The sequence below is a fragment of the Trinickia sp. NRRL B-1857 genome (assembly GCF_050470685.1).
In the GTDB taxonomy this organism is placed as follows: Bacteria; Pseudomonadota; Gammaproteobacteria; order Burkholderiales; family Burkholderiaceae; genus Trinickia.
Map to the genome: position 1 here is coordinate 2,007,357 of NZ_JBFLUK010000011.1, position 20,225 is coordinate 2,027,581.

At 62.2% G+C, this 20,225-nt stretch carries 19 protein-coding genes; 8 read left to right on the forward strand and 11 right to left on the reverse strand.

The features are described 5' to 3' along the window. Window positions 1–10: 10 nt before the first annotated feature. From fmdA to AB1286_RS29265, 3 genes are all read left to right on the forward strand, one after another. Window positions 11–1,249 (forward strand): formamidase, encoded by a 1,239-nt coding sequence (gene fmdA / locus AB1286_RS29255; protein ID WP_430366684.1) that lies wholly within the window; start codon window positions 11–13, stop codon window positions 1,247–1,249. A 26-nt stretch (window positions 1,250–1,275) separates the two neighbouring features. Beyond that, on the forward strand, window positions 1,276–1,620 hold the full coding sequence (locus AB1286_RS29260) for an FmdB family zinc ribbon protein (RefSeq protein WP_430366685.1): 345 nt from the start codon (window positions 1,276–1,278) through the stop codon (window positions 1,618–1,620). Between the two features lie 69 nt (window positions 1,621–1,689). Further along, on the forward strand, window positions 1,690–2,715 hold the full coding sequence (locus AB1286_RS29265) for an aliphatic amidase (RefSeq protein ID WP_430366686.1): 1,026 nt from the start codon (window positions 1,690–1,692) through the stop codon (window positions 2,713–2,715). 550 nt (window positions 2,716–3,265) lie between these two features. Here AB1286_RS29265 and AB1286_RS29270 read toward each other — a convergent pair. Both AB1286_RS29270 and AB1286_RS29275 read right to left on the reverse strand, forming a co-directional pair. Beyond that, window positions 3,266–3,481, reverse strand: a complete 216-nt coding sequence (locus AB1286_RS29270) for an H-NS family nucleoid-associated regulatory protein (RefSeq protein WP_430366687.1) — start codon at window positions 3,479–3,481, stop codon at window positions 3,266–3,268. Window positions 3,482–3,879: 398 nt separating this feature from the next. Further along, window positions 3,880–4,320, reverse strand: a complete 441-nt coding sequence (locus tag AB1286_RS29275; RefSeq protein WP_430366688.1) for a hypothetical protein — start codon at window positions 4,318–4,320, stop codon at window positions 3,880–3,882. Window positions 4,321–4,731: 411 nt separating this feature from the next. Between AB1286_RS29275 and AB1286_RS29280 the strand changes: the two genes are divergently transcribed. Together AB1286_RS29280 and AB1286_RS29285 are read left to right on the forward strand one after the other, a co-directional pair. Next, entirely contained in the window at window positions 4,732–4,986 is a 255-nt protein-coding gene (locus AB1286_RS29280) for a DUF2866 domain-containing protein (protein ID WP_430366689.1), read from the forward strand. A gap of 97 nt (window positions 4,987–5,083) precedes the next feature. Further along, window positions 5,084–5,479: a DUF6232 family protein gene (locus AB1286_RS29285; RefSeq protein WP_430366690.1), complete on the forward strand. Its 396-nt coding sequence runs from the start codon at window positions 5,084–5,086 to the stop codon at window positions 5,477–5,479. 56 nt (window positions 5,480–5,535) lie between these two features. Here the strand turns inward: AB1286_RS29285 and AB1286_RS29290 are convergent, their stop codons facing one another. Beyond that, window positions 5,536–7,989: a glycogen/starch/alpha-glucan phosphorylase gene (locus tag AB1286_RS29290; protein WP_430366691.1), complete on the reverse strand. Its 2,454-nt coding sequence runs from the start codon at window positions 7,987–7,989 to the stop codon at window positions 5,536–5,538. Between the two features lie 222 nt (window positions 7,990–8,211). Between AB1286_RS29290 and AB1286_RS29295 the strand changes: the two genes are divergently transcribed. Further along, window positions 8,212–8,451: a hypothetical protein gene (locus AB1286_RS29295; RefSeq protein ID WP_430366692.1), complete on the forward strand. Its 240-nt coding sequence runs from the start codon at window positions 8,212–8,214 to the stop codon at window positions 8,449–8,451. 49 nt (window positions 8,452–8,500) lie between these two features. Here the strand turns inward: AB1286_RS29295 and AB1286_RS29300 are convergent, their stop codons facing one another. The 5 genes from AB1286_RS29300 to AB1286_RS29320 form a co-directional block, all read right to left on the reverse strand. After that, window positions 8,501–9,211, reverse strand: coding sequence for a peptidoglycan DD-metalloendopeptidase family protein (locus AB1286_RS29300; protein ID WP_430366693.1), 711 nt, complete (start codon window positions 9,209–9,211; stop codon window positions 8,501–8,503). 259 nt (window positions 9,212–9,470) lie between these two features. Beyond that, on the reverse strand, window positions 9,471–9,794 hold the full coding sequence (locus AB1286_RS29305) for a DUF4148 domain-containing protein (RefSeq protein WP_430366694.1): 324 nt from the start codon (window positions 9,792–9,794) through the stop codon (window positions 9,471–9,473). 211 nt (window positions 9,795–10,005) lie between these two features. Next, window positions 10,006–11,415 carry an NADP-dependent phosphogluconate dehydrogenase gene (gene gndA, locus AB1286_RS29310; protein ID WP_430366695.1) on the reverse strand — a complete coding sequence of 470 codons (1,410 nt, stop codon included), beginning with the start codon at window positions 11,413–11,415 and terminating at the stop codon, window positions 10,006–10,008. A gap of 83 nt (window positions 11,416–11,498) precedes the next feature. Beyond that, window positions 11,499–12,386, reverse strand: a complete 888-nt coding sequence (locus AB1286_RS29315; RefSeq protein WP_430366696.1) for an NAD-dependent protein deacetylase — start codon at window positions 12,384–12,386, stop codon at window positions 11,499–11,501. A gap of 185 nt (window positions 12,387–12,571) precedes the next feature. Next, window positions 12,572–13,468 carry a LysR family transcriptional regulator gene (locus AB1286_RS29320; RefSeq protein WP_430366697.1) on the reverse strand — a complete coding sequence of 299 codons (897 nt, stop codon included), beginning with the start codon at window positions 13,466–13,468 and terminating at the stop codon, window positions 12,572–12,574. Between the two features lie 169 nt (window positions 13,469–13,637). On the opposite strand from AB1286_RS29320, the gene AB1286_RS29325 reads away from it, so the two are divergent. Together AB1286_RS29325 and AB1286_RS29330 are read left to right on the forward strand one after the other, a co-directional pair. Then, window positions 13,638–14,795, forward strand: a complete 1,158-nt coding sequence (locus AB1286_RS29325; RefSeq protein WP_430366698.1) for an MFS transporter — start codon at window positions 13,638–13,640, stop codon at window positions 14,793–14,795. A gap of 29 nt (window positions 14,796–14,824) precedes the next feature. Beyond that, window positions 14,825–15,709, forward strand: coding sequence for an alpha/beta fold hydrolase (locus AB1286_RS29330; protein WP_430366699.1), 885 nt, complete (start codon window positions 14,825–14,827; stop codon window positions 15,707–15,709). A 60-nt stretch (window positions 15,710–15,769) separates the two neighbouring features. On the opposite strand, the gene AB1286_RS29335 is transcribed toward AB1286_RS29330, so the two are convergent. The 3 genes from AB1286_RS29335 to AB1286_RS29345 form a co-directional block, all read right to left on the reverse strand. Further along, entirely contained in the window at window positions 15,770–17,266 is a 1,497-nt protein-coding gene (locus AB1286_RS29335) for a purine-cytosine permease family protein (protein WP_430366700.1), read from the reverse strand. Between the two features lie 67 nt (window positions 17,267–17,333). Continuing rightward, complete coding sequence (locus tag AB1286_RS29340) at window positions 17,334–18,023, reverse strand: type IV pili methyl-accepting chemotaxis transducer N-terminal domain-containing protein (RefSeq protein ID WP_430366701.1); 690 nt, start codon at window positions 18,021–18,023, stop codon at window positions 17,334–17,336. Window positions 18,024–18,330: 307 nt separating this feature from the next. Next, window positions 18,331–20,181 carry a M24 family metallopeptidase gene (locus tag AB1286_RS29345; RefSeq protein WP_430366702.1) on the reverse strand — a complete coding sequence of 617 codons (1,851 nt, stop codon included), beginning with the start codon at window positions 20,179–20,181 and terminating at the stop codon, window positions 18,331–18,333. Window positions 20,182–20,225 lie beyond the last annotated feature (44 nt).

The window sequence follows — 20,225 nt, forward strand, 5'->3', positions numbered from 1 at the left end:
AGTGAACGCAATGGCTGAAACGCTCATCAAGGTCGATCTGAACCAGTCCGCCTATGAAAACGAACAGGTTCACAACCGCTGGCACCCGGATATTCCGATGGCCTGCTGGGTGAACCCCGGCGACGATTTCATTCTGGAGACCTACGACTGGACCGGCGGCTTCATCAAGAACGACAACAGTGCCGACGACGTGCGCGATATCGATCTCTCGATCGTCCACTTTCTGTCCGGGCCCGTTGGCGTGCATGGCGCTGAGCCGGGCGACCTGCTCGTGGTCGATTTGCTCGACATCGGGGCGAAGGCGGACAGCCAGTGGGGTTTCAATGGCTTCTTCTCGAAGACGAATGGCGGCGGGTTCCTGACCGATCACTTTCCGCACGCACAGAAGTCCATCTGGGATTTCCACGGGCTCTATACGAGTTCGCGCCATGTTCCCGGCGTCAACTTCGCGGGGCTGATCCATCCGGGTTTGATCGGCTGCCTGCCGGATCCGAAGCTGCTCGAAACGTGGAACGCGCGCGAGACGGGGCTGATCGCGACGGCACCCGAACGCGTACCGCCGCTCGCGAATCCTCCGTTCGCCGCCACGGCACATATGGGCAAGCTGGCCGGCGAGGCACGCGACAAGGCCGCCGCCGAAGGTGCACGCACCGTGCCGCCGCGCGAGCACGGCGGCAATTGCGACATCAAGGACCTCTCGCGCGGCTCGAAGGTGTTTTTCCCTGTCTACGTGGATGGCGCCGGCCTTTCGGTGGGCGATCTGCATTTCAGCCAGGGCGACGGCGAGATCACGTTTTGCGGCGCGATCGAGATGGCCGGCTGGGTGCACATGCGCGTGAACCTGATCAAAGGCGGCGTGGAGAAATACGGCATTCGCAATCCCGTGTTCCAGCCAAGCCCGATCACGCCTGCCTACAACGACTATCTGATCTTCGAAGGCATTTCCGTAGACGAACAAGGCGGCCAGCACTATCTCGACGTGACAGTGGCGTATCGGCAGGCGTGCCTCAATGCCATCGAGTATCTGAAGAAGTTCGGCTATTCAGGGGCGCAGGCGTATTCCCTGCTGGGGTGCGCGCCGGTGCAGGGGCATATCAGCGGCGTAGTGGACATTCCGAATGCGTGCGCAACGCTGTGGCTGCCCACGCAAATCTTCGACTTCGACATCCGCCCGAACGCTCACGGACCGGTTCGTCACGTGCAGGGCGCAGTAGACATGCCGTGCTCGCCCGATCTCGTGCAGTCATAAACCGCTGATTGATTCGGAGCCCCGATATGCCGATCTACGACTTCGAGTGCGCGAGCTGTGGGCCGTTCGCCGTCATGCGACGCATCGCAGACCGCGATATGCCTTGCCGTTGCCCCGATTGCGGCGGCGAGGCGTCGCGCGTGGTGACCGCGCCGTCGCTCGCGTTGATGGCGGGCGCAAGCCGCATTGCGCATGCGACCAACGAGCGTGCAGCTCACGCGCCGCGCCAGTCCGCGGATGGGCCGTCGCTTCGACACAGGCCCGGCTGTAGTTGTTGCTCGGGCAGCCGCACACTGCTCGCCGGTGCGAGCGCGCAGACGTCGGCGGGGCTCAAGCGGCCGGCGGGGCGGCCGTGGATGATCAGCCACTAGCCAGGCACTTATCACTCAGCACGGGCCGTTGCAGCGGCCTGTGCATCCGTCTTCAAGGAGAACCGAGTCATGCGACATGGTGATATTTCGAGCAGCCGTGACTGCGTAGGCGTGGCGGTTGTCAACTACAAGATGCCGCGCCTGCACACGAAAGCCGAAGTGCTGGAGAACGCCCGCAAGATTGCCGACATGGTGGTCGGCATGAAACAGGGCCTGCCCGGCATGGACCTCGTGGTGTTTCCGGAATATTCCACGCACGGCATCATGTACGACCGCCAGGAGATGTTCGACACGGCGGCCACGATACCTGGAGAGGAAACCGAAATATTTTCGGCGGCGTGCCGCAAGGCCAACGTGTGGGGCGTATTTTCGCTGACCGGCGAGCGGCACGAAGCGCATCCGGACAAGGTGCCGTACAACACGCTGATCCTCGTCGACAACCACGGCGAGATCGTGCAAAAGTACCGCAAGATCATGCCGTGGACGCCGATAGAAGGCTGGTATCCCGGCGACCGTACTTACGTGACGGAAGGACCGAAGGGTATCAAGATCAGCCTCATCATCTGCGACGACGGCAACTATCCGGAAATCTGGCGCGATTGCGCGATGGGCGGCGCGGAGCTCATCGTGCGTTGCCAGGGCTATATGTACCCCGCGAAAGAGCAGCAGGTGATGGTCGCCAAGGCCATGGCGTGGATGAACAACACGTATGTCGCGGTGGCGAACGCGACCGGGTGGGACGGCGTGTATTCGTACTTCGGTCATTCGGCGATCGTCGGCTTCGACGGACGCACGCTGGGCGAGTGCGGCGAAGAAGAAATGGGCGTGCAGTATGCCGAACTATCGCTTGGCATGATTCGCGACGCGCGGCGCAACATGCAGTCGCAAAACCATCTGTATAAGCTGCTTCATCGCGGCTACACGGGAACGCTTCATTCCGGCGACTGCGCCGACGGCGTGGCCGCGTGCCCGTTCGGGTTCTATCGCAACTGGATCGAAGACCCCGAAGGCACGCGGCGCAAGGTGGAGGCGCTCACGCGTACCACGCCCGGCACGGCGGAGTGTCCGATAGAGGGCATCCCGCACGGCGAGTAGACCCTTGGCCTGCGCGGCTGCTCAACGCAGGCGCAGGTTTGTTGCGTGGGGAGAAGAGAGGGCGGATTTCCGGTGCCGGCCATGAACCGGTCGTTCGACACATCGACCACAATCGTCGACAATCGACGGACGAAACGAAGCAAAGTAAGCTCGTGACCGGTCATCGAACCCGATTCATTTTCATTAGCAGATGATAGAAATCAGCCAGCCGACGTTGCCTGCGCCCCCCCTTACCATTCGACTCTGAGGCCCACATCTATGACAACGGGACGCTATTTAATACGACAGGCCGAATCGGGTTATCCGCAATCGGAAAAGTAGAAAGCATCTACCACGACGAGATTCGTCGCATCAAGGCGCGGGATAACTGGACAATACCTAAGGAGCCGGGGTTCTGCGTTGACGGCGGAATCGTAACAGGCTCGTCGACCTACACAGAGGAAGTCAGTCAGTCCTTTTCACTGATGCCCGGGCGACCGTCGCGGCGCAGTCAGCCGCGTGAATCGAGGGGCCAAATGAGCTTTCCTTTTAGGCCCTGAGCCTCGGCCGATCAAATCGCAAACGCACGGCGGTCCTTCCCCGCAATCCAGCGTGGTTCTCGCCCCCTTCCGCTCCATGTTGCACCCGTCTTCGGATCGCGATATTTCACGGACAACGGGCCTTGCGTCCGGGGACCGCGCTTCGCGGCAAGGTCCCTTGCCGTGATTCCGAACTGCTCCATCAACTCGCGGATCGTCGAGATCGCTTGGGCACGTTCGGCTTGCATCGCGACATCAATGCGCGCGTTCAGTTCTCGCTACTCGGCCAGTAGCCGATCAGTGTCGCGGCGTCCGGTTCTCCCGTGCCGCCCGCCCTAACGTCCTCTATGCCGTCCTCATTTAGCCAGCGTGCACGAGCTGCGCGTCGCCTTCTGACGGCGCTTGCACCTCGACCCAGCCGTATGGGCCGTCCTTCGCGAAAGAGTCGATCAGAGCGCGGTTGTCACGCCAGTAGGCGCCCACCACGTCGACCCTATACGATACAAATTGCGCTTGCTGTGTGCGCGACCTCAATCGTGCTGCTACACGCTACAAGGCAGAGTGCCGATGCACAAAGCACATTCGTTGTAATCCGTCCAAACATATGTCCTTTTCCTTTTGCCGGCGGCTTCCGTACCGTTCGCGGTTACTCCACCATCGCAGCGGCCAGCTTTACCGCATCGTTGGCCTTGCGCGCCAGTGCCATGCCGACTAGTTCGAGCTGATAAGTGTACCGGCCCAGCACGACCTTTCTGAGGGCCGCGCCGATCGACATTCCAAACACAAAGGCGATCCCCCACAGCAGTAGGGTGTTTGTCCAATTGTCGGGAGCGAATCCTCGAAGGAAGGTGTCGTGCAGCCACGCGCGTCCTCGCGCGTCCTTGACATTTGTGATCGACCACAGCGCCGCGCTACTGCCAGAGACAGGCCCGACTGGAGCGTCGAGGCGCTTGACCTTAAGTTGAAGCCAGGCCTGGGCCCGCCCGAGAGTCGCCTCATCGTACTGCGCAAACTGCGCCACGTGCCGCTCGTCTTTTTCGATTTCGCGTTGGAACGTCTCAAGGGCGTGCGTCTTCCAGCGCAACAAGATCCATTCGTCGAAAAAGTGGGTCAGATTTAAATCGGCGTTGACACCTATGGAGGTAGTCCGAGGCAAGCGGGGTTATCGCGCGAGGCCACAGCCTGCCGAGCACCATCGACAACCTCATTTCAATGCCCCGCAGCGCCCAGTCTAGCTACCGATGAAATGTGTAACACCGCAATACACGACGGTGCGCCTCGGCACGCGCAAGTCCTTTAATTTCAATCGATTAGCTTGCTTTCCGGCACATCCCGAAACGCGCCGAAACACCCCCCGCTTTAAGGCTCGCTTAATTCTGGGCTGCGACTATGCATCCCATACCACCCCTGTTGAGCCGCCGGAGCATCGGCGGCGTTTTTTTATTCTCCTACGCGTGGCGGCCGCACGGCCCGTGCGGTGCCGTAAAGGGAAACGGCGATGATCGAAGATACGGTGTTCAAGCATCTACGCACGATGCTCAAGCGCGAGCACGCACTACCGGTCCAAAGCTGCCGCGTGTCGATGCCCGTGCAACGCCCTTGGGGGCGCACTTACCGGCTCGTCGAATGGACGATGCATAAGGATTCACCGTTCAACCGGTGTGTCGTACCGGCCGAGTTCACGGATACCGACATCGCGAGGCTCGTCGCGTCGCACGTGCCGGGGCGCGTGTACTTCGAGGAACTTAGCTGAAGCGAAGCCTATAGCGGTGCGACGCCGTGTCTAATGACGCGGCGCGCCGTTATCTGCTAGGCTGGCGGGCCAATCACCTCCGTTCCAACGTTTCTCGATGGATAACAACTTCAACGAGCGTGGCGTCATGATCACGCGCAACGGGCTGAGCGCGGGCGGCCAAATTTTTTCGTTGCGCGAGATTCAAGGCACGCGCGTCGAGACGATTCAAAAGAATAAGGTCCTGCCGCTCACGCTTTCGCTCGCGGGCGCAGGCGTCGCCATCGCCGGTGCGATAGGGTCTTCTGGCGCCGCGCTCACGCTGGGCGCGATGACGATCGTCGTCGGCCTCCTCGCTTGGACCACGCAAGACATCAAGCACCGGCTCATGGTCTCCACGCAAGGCGGCGATCGCGAAGCCCTCACGAGCCCCGATCTCGACTTCGTCAAACGCGTCGAGCAAGCGCTGCAAGACTCGCTCGCATCGATCCGCAGCACCGCCACTACGCAATAACGTCTCTGTCGGTCCAGCTCCGCTGCCTCGGTATCAAGGCGGCGGAGCGTTCTCGTTCACTCGAACGACAACCGTTTCACACGCCAAATCTTTTGCGCATACTCGTCGATCGTTCGATCGGACGAGAAACGGCCCATGCCCGCGACGTTCTCGATCGCGCTCGCGGTCCAGGCGCGAGGGTCTCGGAAGCGCGCATCGACGGCATCTTGAGCCGCTGCAAATGCCGCGAAATCCGCGAGCACCATATAGTGATCGCCCCAGTCCACCAGCGTGTGGAAGATATCCGAGAAGCGATGCGGATCGCCGTCGGAAAAGTACCCCGAGCGAATCTGATCGAGCGCGAGCCGCAATTCCGGATTGTGTTCGTAGATCTCGCGAGGCCGGTAACCGGATGCACGTAAAGCGCTGACGCTATCCGCCGTGTGACCGAAAATAAACATATTCTCGCGTCCCACAGCCTCGCAGATTTCGATGTTCGCTCCATCCATCGTGCCGATCGTCAACGCACCGTTCAACGCGAGCTTCATATTCCCGGTGCCGGACGCCTCGGTGCCCGCCATCGAAATTTGCTCCGACAGATCGGCGGCGGGAATCATCAGTTCGGCTACGCTCACGCCGTAATTCGGCACGAACACGACCTTCAAGAGATCGCCGATGGCGGGATCGTTATTGATCTTCTCGCTCACGTCGCCGATGAGTTTGATGATCGTCTTGGCCATCTTGTAAGCGGAAGCTGCCTTGCCGGCGAAAATGACGACGCGGGGCACCCAATCGTCGTTGGGCCGGGCCCGAATGCGGTTATACCGGACGACGACGTGCAACACGTTCAGCAGTTGCCGCTTGTACTCGTGAATCCGTTTCACTTGCAAGTCGAACAGCGCATCCGGGTGCACGGCACAACCGGTCTCGTGCAACAAGCGCTGCGCGAGCCGAATCTTGTTGCTCCGCTTGGCCGCCCGAAACTCCGACGTGAATGCCGGGTGGTCCTTGAACTCGCGCAGCTTCGCCAGCTCGAACAGATCCGTGCGCCAGCGCGTGCCGATATGCGAATCGATGAGCTTGGAAAGCGGCGGGTTCGCCTGCGAAAGCCACCGCCTCGGCGTAATGCCGTTGGTAACGTTCGTAAAGCGCTCGGGGAAAAAGCGGGCGAACTCGCTGAAGAACTCGCGCTCCATCAACTGCGAATGCAACTGAGAGACACCGTTGACCTTCTGGCTCGCGACGATCGCCAGGTGCGCCATGCGAACGCGACGCTGCCCGAACTCGTCGACGAGCGACACCCGCCGAATCACCTCGATGTCGTGTCCGAAGTGCTCGCTAGCCTCTTTCAGAAAATCGGCATTGATCTCGAAGATGATTTCGAGGTGCCGCGGCAGCAGGCGCGCCAACATGTCGACATCCCATGTTTCGAGCGCTTCGGGCATCAAGGTGTGATTCGTATATGAGAACACCTGATGCACCATCTTCCACGCGCGATCCCATGGCACGTGGTGGACATCCACGAGCAGCCGCATAAGTTCGGGAACCGCAAGGACGGGGTGCGTATCGTTCAAGTGGATCGCGACTTTTTCCGCGAAACGTCCGAACGTGCTATGCGTGCGCTGATAGCGGCGAATCAAATCTTGCATCGTCGCCGAGACGAAGAAGTACTCCTGGCGCAATCGCAATTCGCGGCCGGCCGGCGTCGAATCGTCGGGATACAGCAAACGCGAGACGTTCTCGGAATGCTCCTTCGCTTCGACGGCGCGACGATAGTCGCCCTGATTGAAGGCCGAGAGATCGAGCTCCTCGGTCGCCCTTGCCGACCAAAGCCGCAACGTGTTCGTCGCGCTCGTTCCGAAGCCCGGTATCACGGTGTCGAACGCCATCGCATTGACGTGCTCGGTATCGACCCATTCGGTATGTCCGTCGCGCACGATCGTACGCCCGCCGAAATGAACGATGTACTGCACCTCGGGACGAGGAAACTCCCACGGGTTGCCGGCACGCAGCCAATAGTCCGGCGTTTCGAGCTGTTCGCCGTCCACGATCTGCTGGCGGAACATGCCGTAATCGTAACGAATCCCGTAGCCGAATCCCGGGATGGCAAGCGTCGCCATCGAGTCGAGAAAACACGCGGCCAACCGGCCGAGGCCCCCGTTGCCGAGCGCCGCATCGGGCTCGAGATCGGTGACGGCCTCCATGTCGACGCCGAGACTCGCCAACGCCTCCTTCATCTGATCGTAGATGCCGAGCGCAAGCAGCGCGTTCGTGAACGTGCGGCCGATGAGAAACTCCATCGACAGGTAATAGACGCGTTTCACGTCCTGCTCGTATTGCTGTCGCGTGGTGGTCATCCAGCGAGCGACGAGCCGGTCGCGCACGGCAAGCGCCGCGGCATTGAGCCAGTCTTGCGGCCTGGCCGCGACGGCGTCTTTACCCACGCCGTACATCAACCGGTTAGAGATGGAGCGCCTAAGCGCGTCGACGGTACTGTTGAGCTGGTCGAACTCCAGATCGACGGCTGTCATCGAATTCCTCCTCGGGCAACGAGCGGCATGCGCCTTGCTGGCGAGCGGCCCCGGACGCCTACCGCGGATATATGCAGGTTACGCCATTTCGAGCGGATACGAAGCGCCCTCTTTGGCCCCGCTCCTCGCGCGTGCACGCGAGCCATGCACGCGAGCAACATTGGCACCCGAGCGCGCGCCGGCCTAGTATGCAAGCACAGCCGGCGTACATCGGAGATCGCTATGACAACCCAAACGAGCATCCATTCGGTCATCGGCATGCTTCACGCGCAAGAACTCTTGACCCTCTCGATCGTCCGAGCACTGCCACGCGAAGCGCGCTGCGCGATCGCCGACGAAATGAAGGCCCATGCCGAAGTGTCGACCCAGCCGCACGCGAGCGGTTCCGCACAACGCGACACGCTCGAGGCGTTCCACGCGAACGTGAAACGGCTCGCCATCGTGCTAGCGTCGCTGTCTTAGGACGCCAGCACGACGGGTGCCAGCCGAGGCTCGTGGGAAATGGCGCGAATCAGCGGGGCAGATAAGCGAGCGGATCGACGGGTTTGCCCGCGCGTCGAATCTCGAATTCGACCGTGCCGCGCCCGGAAGTGTCGGCACCCATTTGGGCGAGTTGCTGCCCCTGCTTGACGGTATCGCCTTCCTTGACGAAGACGTCTCCGTTGATCGCATAGCCGGTCACGACATCGCCGCCGTGTTTGACCACGACAAGCGTTTTATATCGATCGATACCGGTGCCGACGTAGATCACGCTGCCGTCGGCCGAAGCCTTGACGGCCTCGTCGGGGCGGCCCGTGATAAGGATGCCTTTGACGTTTCCGGCATCGCCCGTGAGGCGAACCACTTGCCCATACGCGGGCCAAGCCGGATGAACGATCACCGCGTCGCCACCGTTCGAACTAGCGCTTACGCCAGGCGGCGGCGCAACGCGCAGCACTTGCCCCGGGGTTAGCATGGCCGTGCGCGGCAGGTTGTTCCATTGGGCCAATTGGTCCGCGCTCTGACCGAACGCGCTAGCGATTCCGGGCAGCGTATCGCCGGGATTGACGCGATAAAATCCCGCCGGTACACGCGCGCTTTGCACAGTTTGCGACTGGGACTGCGATCCGAACGGGGATTGAAACCAATCCCCCGTCGCGCAGCCGCCCAAAACCGTTGCGCCGGTCAGCGCCACCGCAGCGCGCGCCCAAACGAGACGCTGTCGTGCTGGAATCACTCTCATTACCCTCGGCCCTCGATCGATACGATATTGCCTTTCTAAACCCGATCCATCGGCACCTGACAAACCGCTTGCGCCGGCGGACGGACGTTTCTCGTCTTTCACGATCGTACTTGCCGAGCATCGTACATGCTCGCGCCGAAAGACAAAACAAAACTGGCTCGCGCCCCCTTACGGGGGCAGCGAGCCAGCCGCATTTCAACCGATCGCTACCGTGTGACCTTGAGGGCGCGATCGCGTTCCGTCAGCGCGCGTCGAAGACCTAGCGGCCGAAATAGACCGACTGCGCTTGCGAGTTGTCCGTCGTACCCATCGGCCGCACCGCTGCCGGCGCACCCGACTGCGAGGTGCCGGCGGTCACGCCGCCGTAGCCCTGCTGCGAATTGACACGCTGCTCGGCCGCTTGGATGTCGTCCGGATAGTACGGGCTCCGAGCGCTCGGGTTATAGCCCGCTTGCTCCACATTGATCAGATCTTGCCGTACCTGGGCGCGCGTAACAGGACCGTTCTCTGCTGTTTGAGCGAAAGACGCGAGCGGAGCTGCCAGAGCGGAAGCCGCAACCACTGCATACACGAATGACTTCATGATCAACCTCCGTTTTTACTGGTTCGCCGCATGCGATGTGCCGCGGCGATTGATTCCAGTCTAGTCAGTCGATCACCTAGGGAAAACCATTAATTTGACGAAATTGAATTTCTGAAAAAGCAACAATCCCGCGAAATCGGCAAAGTTTCCTACGAAAATCGGGATCAATGGCGCGTTTTTTGCACATCGACCCCGACCTCTTACTTGCTGCTTACGCCCACGTGGCGTGGAAGCTGCCCTCACGGTCGATGCGTTCGAACGTATGCGCGCCGAAGAAGTCGCGCTGCGCTTGCACGAGATTCGCCGGCAGCCGCTCGGAGCGGTACGCGTCGAAATAAGCGATCGCCGAAGCGAACGCCGGTACCGGCACGCCGGCCTTGACGGCGGCAACCACGACATCGCGCAATGCCGATTGATAACGTTCGGCGATCTCGCGGAAATACGGATCGAGCAGCAAGTTAGCCAACGCGCGATCGTTCGAATAAGCGTCCGTGATCTTCTGAAGGAAGCGCGCCCGGATAATGCAGCCGGCCCGGAAGATCTTGGCGATACCGCCAAAGTCGAGATTCCATTTGTACTCTTCGGATGCGGCGCGCAACTGGGCGAAGCCTTGAGCGTAGGAAATCACCTTGCTGAAATACAGCGCCTGGCGCACGGCTTCGACGAAAGCGGTGCGATCGCCGGCAAACGGCGCCGCTTGCGGACCGGACAGCACCTTGCTCGCGGCGACGCGCTGCGACTTCAGCGACGACAGCACACGGGCGAACACCGATTCGGTAATGAGCGGCAGCGGCACGCCGAGGTCGAGCGCGTTTTGGCTCGTCCACTTGCCGGTGCCCTTCTGCGCGGCGCGATCGAGAATGACGTCGACGAGATCTTTGCCCGTCTCTTCGTCCCGTTTGCCGAAAATCTTCGCGGTGATATCGATGAGGTAGCTATCGAGCTCGCCTTCGTTCCACTCGGTGTAGACCTTGGCCAATTCGGCGTTCGCGAGCCCGGCCACTTGCTTGAGCACGGCATAGCTTTCGGCGATCAATTGCATATCGCCGTACTCGATGCCGTTGTGCACCATCTTGACGAAGTGACCGGCTCCGTCCGGGCCGATATAGGCCACGCAGGGCTCGCCGTCCGGCGCTTTCGCCGCAATTTGCGTCAGGATCGGTGCGACGAGTTCGTACGCGTCGCGCGGGCCGCCCGGCATGATCGCGGGGCCTTTGAGCGCGCCTTCCTCGCCGCCCGAGACGCCGGTGCCGATGAAATGCAGCCCCGCCTGGGCCAGCTCTTGATTGCGGCGGATCGTATCGGTGAACGGGGTGTTGCCGCCGTCGATGAGCACGTCGCCTTTATCGAGCAAAGGCTTGAGCGCCGCAATCGTGGCATCGGTCGCTTCGCCGGCCTTAACCATCAGCAAAATGCGACGGGGCTTTTCCAGCGAATCGACAAACTGCTCGAGCGAGTGTGCCGGCACGAGTTTCCGATCGGGGAACTGCGCAACGAGTTCGTCCGTCTTCTCGTGGCTGCGGTTGTAGACCGCGACCGTATAACCGCGGCTTTCGATGTTCAACGCAAGATTGCGGCCCATCACCGCAAGCCCGATGACGCCAATGGCTGGTTTGCCCATTTCTCGAATTCTCCAAGAGGCCGATGCGCACGGCGGATCGCGCCGCGCACGTCACGACGGTACGACCGTCAACGATAAGAAAACTAAAGGGCGACGCGCGCGGCCGCCTCGGCCAGCGCCTCGCCGCACGGCGCTTGAACTTTCAGCGAGAGCAGCGCATCGGCGCGCGTCACGCCGATATTGATCGCGGCAATCGGCGTGCCCGCCTTCGCGGCCCACATACAGAAGCGATAGCCGGAAAAAACCATCAACGACGAGCCCACCACGAGCATCGCATCCGCGGCTTCGAGCGCTTCGGAAGCCGCCTGAACCCGTTCGCGCGGGACGTTCTCGCCGAAAAAGACCACGTCGGGCTTGAGCATGCCGCCGCAATGCGGACACGTCGGCACGCGAAAAACATCCCATTCATCCCACTCGAGGTGCGCATCGCCGTCGGCCGAAACCGCTGCGCTCACATCGGCGAGGTCGGGATTATCGCGCAAGAGCCACGTTTGGATCTGCGCGCGCGCATATCGGCTGCCGCAATCGAGGCAGAGGACATCGTCGATACTGCCGTGCAGCTCCACCACGCCGGTGCTGCCGGCGCGTTGATGGAGCCCGTCGACGTTCTGTGTCACGAGACGAGCGATACGGCCTGCGGCGCCGAGTTGCGCCAGCGCGTCGTGCGCCGCATTCGGCCGAGCCTTGTCGAGCATCGGCCAACCGACCATGCTACGCGCCCAATAGCGGCGTCTTGCATGCTCCGAGTCGCGAAACGCCTGCCACTGAATCGGTTGCGCGCGCATCCAGTTGCCGTGCAGATCGCGATAGCCGGGAATACCCGACGCAACGCTGACGCCGGCGCCCGTCAGCACGAACAACCGTTTGTGTGTGGCGACGAATTCGCACAAAGCATCGAGCGCCGCATGGCCGGCGACGGGCTCGTGAGACGAAGGCTCGGTCAGTCGAATCGAAGTAGGCGATTCGGTCATGATGGACGGCGACTCCTCCAACAGCGCTAACGGTGCTCGCGGCGGTTGCGGCAGTGACGACCCAGCGTTCGCACCGGCACGGGCAGCGACGACGCGCATTCTACGCCGATCGAGGAGAACCTGCCGCCGCAGGGGGCGCCCGCGAGGGCATGGGAGGCACCGGTAGCGCGATATCGGATCGAGCGTCAGAGCTTCTCGCCGGCCAGCCGCGCTGCCAGAAAATCGATCAACAAGCGTGTTCGTGCCGGCATTTTGCGCGTGCGCAACCACACCGCGAACAACGGCAGCGGCGCCGGTTCGTGCTCGGGCAGCACGATGCTCACCCGCCCGGCCTCCAGCTCCGCCCGGATTTGCCAGAATGCGGCCAGCCCGATGCCTAAGCCCCCCATGACGGCGGCGTTGACGGCAGCGACCTGATCGCTTTCGAAGCGACCGGCCACATTCACCGATACCTCCTCGCCCGTGCGGGCGGTAAAGCTCCATCGATACGGGTTCGCCACGCCCGTTCGCACGACGCAGGCATGCGCTGCGAGCTCTTCGGGCATCTGTGGAGAGCCGTGCGCCGCAAGGTACGACGACGACGCGAACGCCACACGCCGCACGTCCGCCAGCTTGCGCGCGACCAAGCGTGAATCGGGCGAGGCGCCGATCCGCACGGTGACGTCGGCGCCGCTCGTCGCGGGATCGCTGAACTCGTCGTCGAGGGTCACGGACGCCGCGAGTTCCGGATGACGCTGCAAGAACTCGGCGACGAGCGGCACGACGAAGCGTGGCCCGAACAGGCTCGGCGCATTCACGCGCAACGTGCCGGTCAACCGCCGCGCGTCTTCCGCCAGCTCCGTTTGCGCGATTTCAAGGTCGGCGAGAATCGCCTTCACGCGCTGATAGAAGCGCTCGCCGGCCGCGCTCAGTCGCGACGTACGCGTCGTGCGCAAAACGAGCGTGGCGCCCATCTCACTCTCGAGCGTTTGCAATCCACGGCTCACGGCTTGAAGCGACCTGCCCACACGCCGCGCCGCGCCAGTCAGACTGCCCTCCTCCGCGATCGCCACGAAGGTTTCGAGTTCTCGCAACGATTGCATCGCTATTCTCCCGATTTCTTTGACTATCTCTCTACCAAAGCGCCGATTACTTAGATGAATCGAGAGAGTAGCATCGATCGCACTCTCTTTTCGGATGGGCGTTTCTATGGATATCTGTACGCAGCGCGCGACAACTCAATCGACAGCAGGTCGTAACAAAGTTCCGATCTTGCTGTTCGCTACGTTGGTAGGCGTGACGGTACTGCCGCTGTATGCATCGCAAGTCATGCTCGGCCCGCTCGACGCGTCGCTGCATCTGCGCGCGTGGACGACGCTCGTGACGGCCCTGACGATGCTCGGCTACGCGGTGGGGCTCGTGGTGCTCGTTCCGCTCGTCGATCGATTGCCGAATCGGCCGCTCATCGGCGCCACGCTCGCGGCCCAAGCCTGTTGCCTCGCCGTCGCTGCGCTCGCGCCGGCGCCTATCGTCTTTCTGGCGGCATCGTTCGCCATCGGCGTGACCGCGAGCGCGATTCAAATGCTCGTTCCTGCCGCTGCCGCCCTCGCCCCGGTCGAAGCGCGCGGCGCAGTGGTCGGCAACGTCATGAGCGGACTCATGCTCGGCATCTTGCTGTCGCGCCCGCTCGCCAGCGTGGCAACACGGGCACTCGGGTGGCGCGGATTCTTTATCGCCGACGCCGCACTGCTCGCGATCGTCGCCGCGTGTGCAGTGCCGCGCTTACCGCCGCTTCTGCCCGCGAGCAAACCGTCGTATCGCGCGCTGATTGCCTCGCTGGGTCAACTCGTCGTCTCCGTCGAAACGCTTCGGCGACATGCGCTCGACCAAGCATTGCTCATGATCGGCTTCAATATGTTTTGGACGAGCGTTGCCGTCGTACTGTCGCGCGCACCGTTCCATTGCAGCGCGGCGCAAATCGCGGCATTTGCGCTGGCGGGTGCCGGAGGCGCCGTGGCCGCCCCGATCGCAGGCCATGCAGCCGATCGGGGCCACGTGCGGCGTGCGAAACAAATCTCGCACTTGATCGCAATCTTCGCCATTGCGATAGCCGCGTTGGCCCTCACCGCACCGCTATCGCGCTCGGTGGCGATCGGCCTCGCCGCCGCAGCGGCGTTTCTCTTGGATGCCGGCGTCATCGCGGATCAAGCACTGGGCCGCCGCGCGATCAATCTGCTAGCACCGGCCTCGCGCGGACGCGTCAACGGCTTGTTTACCGGCTTATTCTTCATCGGCGGCGCACTTGGCGCAGCGCTCTCCGGCCCGACGCTTGCTTCGTTCGGATGGCTCGGCGTATGCGCCGTCTCGCTCGCCGCATTCGCCGCGGCCGCAGTCATACATCAGACGCATCGCAATCGAACGCCGGCCTGACTTCACGCATTCTTGCTTAGGAGAACAAAATGAACTGGACTCGCGCAAACATCAGATATAAGACCGTTCGTGTCGAAGGCTTGGATATCTTTTACCGCGAAGCAGGTCCGCACGATGCCCCCGTCTTGTTGTTGCTGCACGGCTTTCCTTCGTCGTCCCGGATGTACGAGACCCTGCTGCCCCCGCTTGCCGATCGTTTTCGCCTCATCGCTCCCGACTACCCGGGCTTCGGTCACAGCACGGCGTTATCGCCCAGCGAATTCGTCTATACATTCGATCGACTCGCCGACGTCATGACTCGGTTCGTCGATCGGCTGGAGCTCGAACGTTTTACGCTATTCGTCCAGGACTACGGTGGCCCGATCGGCTTTCGGATGGCGCACGCTCAGCCGGAGCGGATTCGTGCGATCGTCGTTCAAAACGCCGTTGCGCATGAAGAGGGGCTAGGGCCGCTTTGGGAAACACGTAAGGCGTTTTGGGCCGATCGGTCGCGGCACGAGGCCTCGTTGCGCAAGAATCTATTGTCGTTCGATGCGACACGGCTTCGGCACGTAGGCCATACCACGCATCCCGAGCGCTACGACCCGGACGCGTGGCACGACGAGTTCGCATTCTTATCGAGCGCCGGGCAGATCGACATTCAAACGGAACTCTTCTACGACTATCGAACGAACGTCGAGCGCTATCCGCACTGGCAGCGCTATATGCGCGAACACCAGCCGCCGATGCTCGTGCTTTGGGGCAAGCACGATCCTTCGTTCACAGTGGAAGGTGCGCATGCCTATCGGCGTGACGTACCGAACGCCGAGGTGCACTTGCTCGAGGCCGGTCACTTCGCACTCGACGAAGCCTGCGACGAAGTGGCCGCACATACGCGCCGCTTTTTGACGTCGCTCGACGAAACCGGCGCGTAACCAAGTCGTCGGTGCCGCGTTGCGGGGCGCATCCGACTTGACGCGTGCGCTCCCTCGCATTCAACGCGACGATTCGCCGGCTGCCCGCACAGCCGGCGGTTCGTTCCAGGCGCCGCTCGTTATAACTGCGGCGTCCGTGGCATCGCCGGGCAAGATCAGACGGTCGGGCACATGCGCTCGGTTACGCCTAACTGCAATGAAATAGAGCAGTGCGGGAACCGTAAGGCCGACGATCCATGAAATGTCCGCGCCACCGAGTGCATCGACGAGCGGGCCCGTATAGAAGCCCGTGGCGATGAACGGCATCTGCACGAGCACGCCGATCGCATAGACAACGAGCCCTGCGACATTGAAGCGGCCGTAACGTCCATTCGGATCGTAGAGCGCGGGGACGTCGTAACGTTCTTTCGTGACGCAATAGTAGTCGACGAGATTGATCGCGCTCCAAGGCGTGAAAAACGCGAGCAAAAACAAAATGAACGACGAGAATGCTTTCAAGAACGTATGCTGCCCCGCGAGCGCGAGCCACACGACGATCGAGAGCATGCCCACGATGCAGCCCGTGCGCACCGCGGCCGAGATGCTGCGTCTCCCTGCAAGCCCCGTGGCGATAGTCGCGACGGACATGACGCAGCCATAAGCGTTCAACGTGGTCGCCGTCAGCTTGCCCAGCGCAATCGCGAAATAAAGCAGCGCCGCGGTCACGCCGCCTCCGCCGAGACCGACGACGAAGGCCACCTCATGCCCGGCGAACGCTCGGCCCGCGAGCGCGGCGGCGAAAACGCCGAACGTCATCGATGCTTGCGACCCGATGACCGACCCTAACCAGACGGCCCAAAACGTGCGAAGCGCGGACGTTTCTCGCGGCAAGTAGCGCGAATAATCGGCGACGTATGGGCCGTACGCGATTTGCCACGACGCCGACAACGACATCGCCAACAAGAAGTTGGCCAACGTGAAGTGCCGGTTCGCGAGCAGCGCGGCCATATCGTGCTCGGCCAGCAAGCGAGCGAAAAGATAAGCGAACGCGACCACGCCGACGATGCTCATCAAGCGCCCCAAGCCATGAATGAGGCGATAGCCGAGCACGGCCGAGAGGAGCACGAGCGCCGCGAAAACGAGCACGCCCGCAGTAGGCGTGACGCCGCTCAACTGGGCGATCGCCTGCCCGGCCAGCACGGTACCGCCGGCCGAGAACCCCACATACATGAGGCACACGAGCACGAGCGGCAACGTGGCGCCCAATACGCCGAACTGAACGCGGCTCGAAATCATTTGCGGAAGCCCGAGCCTCGGGCCTTGCGCGCCATGCAGCGCCATCACGGCACCGCCCAGCACTTGGCCGGCGGCCAAGCCCACGAGTGACCAAAACACGTCGCCGCCCAGAACGACCGCTAACGCGCCCGTGACGATCGCCGTGATCTGTAGGTTCGCACCAAGCCAAAGCGTGAATTGACTGACCGGTCTGCCGTGCCGTTCCGAATCGGGGATGTAATCGATCGTGCGGCGTTCCGCGATAGACCGGTTCGAAGCGGATGGGGCAGGCGTGTTTGTCATGGCGCACGGCGTGGCGCGGCGGCCTCGCATCTGGGACGAAGCCAATCACCATACGCGTCGCAAAATTTCAGCGCAAGCGAGGCGCCGGCGACCGGGCACTCACGACCCCATGGATCATCCGCTCCATCTCCTTGACGATATCCGACAGCAACGAGGTGACGACCGCGAACTCGCGTCCGTAGGGACCGGCTCTGCCCGCGGAGATCCGCGCGTTGATCGCGACGATGTTCGCCTGCATCGAGATGCGCCCGAGCTGCTCCGCCAATTGTTCGTCGCGCTTCGAGGCAGCGCGTTCGACGTTGCGCATTTCGTTCTGGTAGCCGAGCGTGATAGTTTGCAAAAGTTCGAGAAGCGGCGACGCTTGCTCGACGAGCGCATCGGCTGCCGGCCCGGCATCGGATGAGCCGGCCGACGCCGAAGCAATCGCGCGCTGCGCATCTTCGATGAAGCGGCGAATCCGCTCGTCGGCACGATGCGAGCCGAAGTAGAGCTCGCGCAGTGCTTCGCAAAAGACGCCGGGCAAGCGATCGTTGCCGTCGACGAGATCGGCGTGCGTCTGCGCGAAGATCGACAAGCATTGTTTCGCGATTTCGCTCGCGGCATCGTGACCTTGCGCCGCCAACAGTACATGCAGCACGATCCGCTGCGACAGCATCCGCTGGCGGCCCGCGAGATTGATGAGTTCTCCGATCGTTTCGCCGGAAACGGCTTTGTCCTTGGGCGCGCGGCGCGTATCGTTCAGCGGCTGTTTGATCATGGCGAGACGCGATCGTCGATGCGATCGCTATAGCGTTGGCTTCTTACGTTGCGTCACGGTGAGTGCATACCTCGGATACCGTGACCGTGACGGGGCGTTCTCGTTCGCACGAGTTCTTAGCGAGGATCTCGCTCATCGACCAACGCAATAGCTATGCCATGCGCCGCGCATTGCACGCGCCTCGATACTTCAGAGCATTAGGAGGCGCACGGGCGGCCGCCGTTGTGCAAGCGCGCTATGCGCCTGTGCGCGATGCGACCGTCATGGTGCAGCAAGCACCGGCGCGGGGCGCCGCGCACCGCGACGCTTACAGCAGCGGACAAGGCGTCACGCTGTTGCCGAGTTGCGCACACATCCGCTCGTACTCGCATAGATAGGTGCGTTCGGCTTCGTCGAGCAAGTCCAAGTCGATGAGGTCCCAGTCGTAGCCGACCGCCACGATGTTTTCGAATTCGACTTTGCCGGGCTCGCGCTCGCTCGAATGCATGATGACGACGTTCTCGATTCGAACGCCGCCCTTGCCCGGCAAATAGATGCCCGGTTCGACGGAGATAACCGCGTTCGGCACGAGGCCGTATTTCGAATTGGGCGCGAACCGTACGCCGCCTTCATGGACGTGAATGCCGATACCGTGTCCCGTCCCATGATTGAAGTCGTAGCCGCTCGCTCGGCACACGTCGCGCACGGCTTCATCCACTTCGCCGCCCGTCAACTCGGCCGGGAAGCGCGTGACGAGCCCTTTGATGCACGCCTTCAGCGCGATCGTATAGATCTCGCGCTGCCACGGCTGCGGCTGCGTCTGCGCATCGGTCTTGCGCAGCACGACGCGCGTGCAGTCCGTCGCGAATCCGCCTTCGTAGTAGGCGCCGCTATCGAGCAGAACGAGTTCGCCCTCCTCGAGCGCGACGTCGGCGCTTGCCGCCGTATAGTGCGCGAGCGCGCTATGGGCGCCATGCGCGGCGATCGTCGTAAACGTCAGGCCCACCGCGCCGCGCGCGGCATAGGCATCGTTGATCTTACGAGCGAGATCGTATTCGGAGGGATGCTGCCCAGGCTCGCCATACTTGGCCCAACGCATCGTTTCCGCGATCGCGGCGCTGCTGCGCTTGAACGCCTCGCGAAAATGATCGAGCACCTGCGGCGTCTTCGATGCACGCATCGCCTCGACCGGGCTGAAGCTCGAGTGGCGCGCATGCGGCCACACGCGGCTCAGCGCATCGGGCATCGCGCAATTGACGAAGTCCTCGCCGTAGCAAATATGTTCGACGTCGAACAGCGCAAGGAAGCGCCCGAGCGCGGCCAGGTCGTTGCGGAATACTTGCAGTTTCGAATAAGCGTCGAGTTCGACCGGGCACGCGTCGCAGCCCTCGGGCAGATAGAGCGCGACTTGATCGCCGACGACGAACAAGTAACCCAAATGCGACGAGGCATTGGGCATGTGATAGCCGCGGCTATTGAGCAAATAGCCGATGTCGTCGGCCGCGCAAGTCAGCCAGCAAACACGCGCACCCGCATTGCCCAGGTGGCCGCGCAAACGATCGTTCAGTGCGGCGATGTTGCCGGCAACGGACGTACCGGTCAGCGATTCGGGGATTTCGAAAATCGGCCGGCTCACTTCCCAGCCCGGCAGGTCGATCGCGCGATCGATCTCGCGCGCGGAAAAGGCCGTCCAATGCAGTGCGTCGCGGCGCGTATCGTCGAATAGCCGGTCGCGTTGGCCCACGCTCACACGCAGCGCATCGTAGCCGACCGAGCGCACGACGTCGGCATGGCTTGACAGCCAGCGTGCCAGCGCCGACCAAATCGGCACGCCCAATTCGAGCTTTTCGAGTTGGACATACGCCTTATCGCATTGCGCCTCGGCTTGCAGGTGATAACGACCGTCGACGAAGAGCACGAAGCGCGGTACGCCGATGCGCGCGGCAGCCGCGGCGCTCAAGAAGATGCCGGAGCCCGCCGAGCCGTCGAAGCCCGATACGGCGTAGCGCTGACTATTTTGGCGCGGCACGTATTCGCTGATGAATTCGTCTTGCGACGTGACCACGAGCGCGTCGAGCCTGAGCCGCTCCATGAGTACGCCAAGCCGGGCCTGGACATCGGCCACCGAAGTCTCGTAAGTCGGAAGATCGGAAAAATTGTATTGAAGTCGATCGATCATCGGATTCGCTCGTTCGGTCTATGCTTGCAGCGATTTCGCTTGCC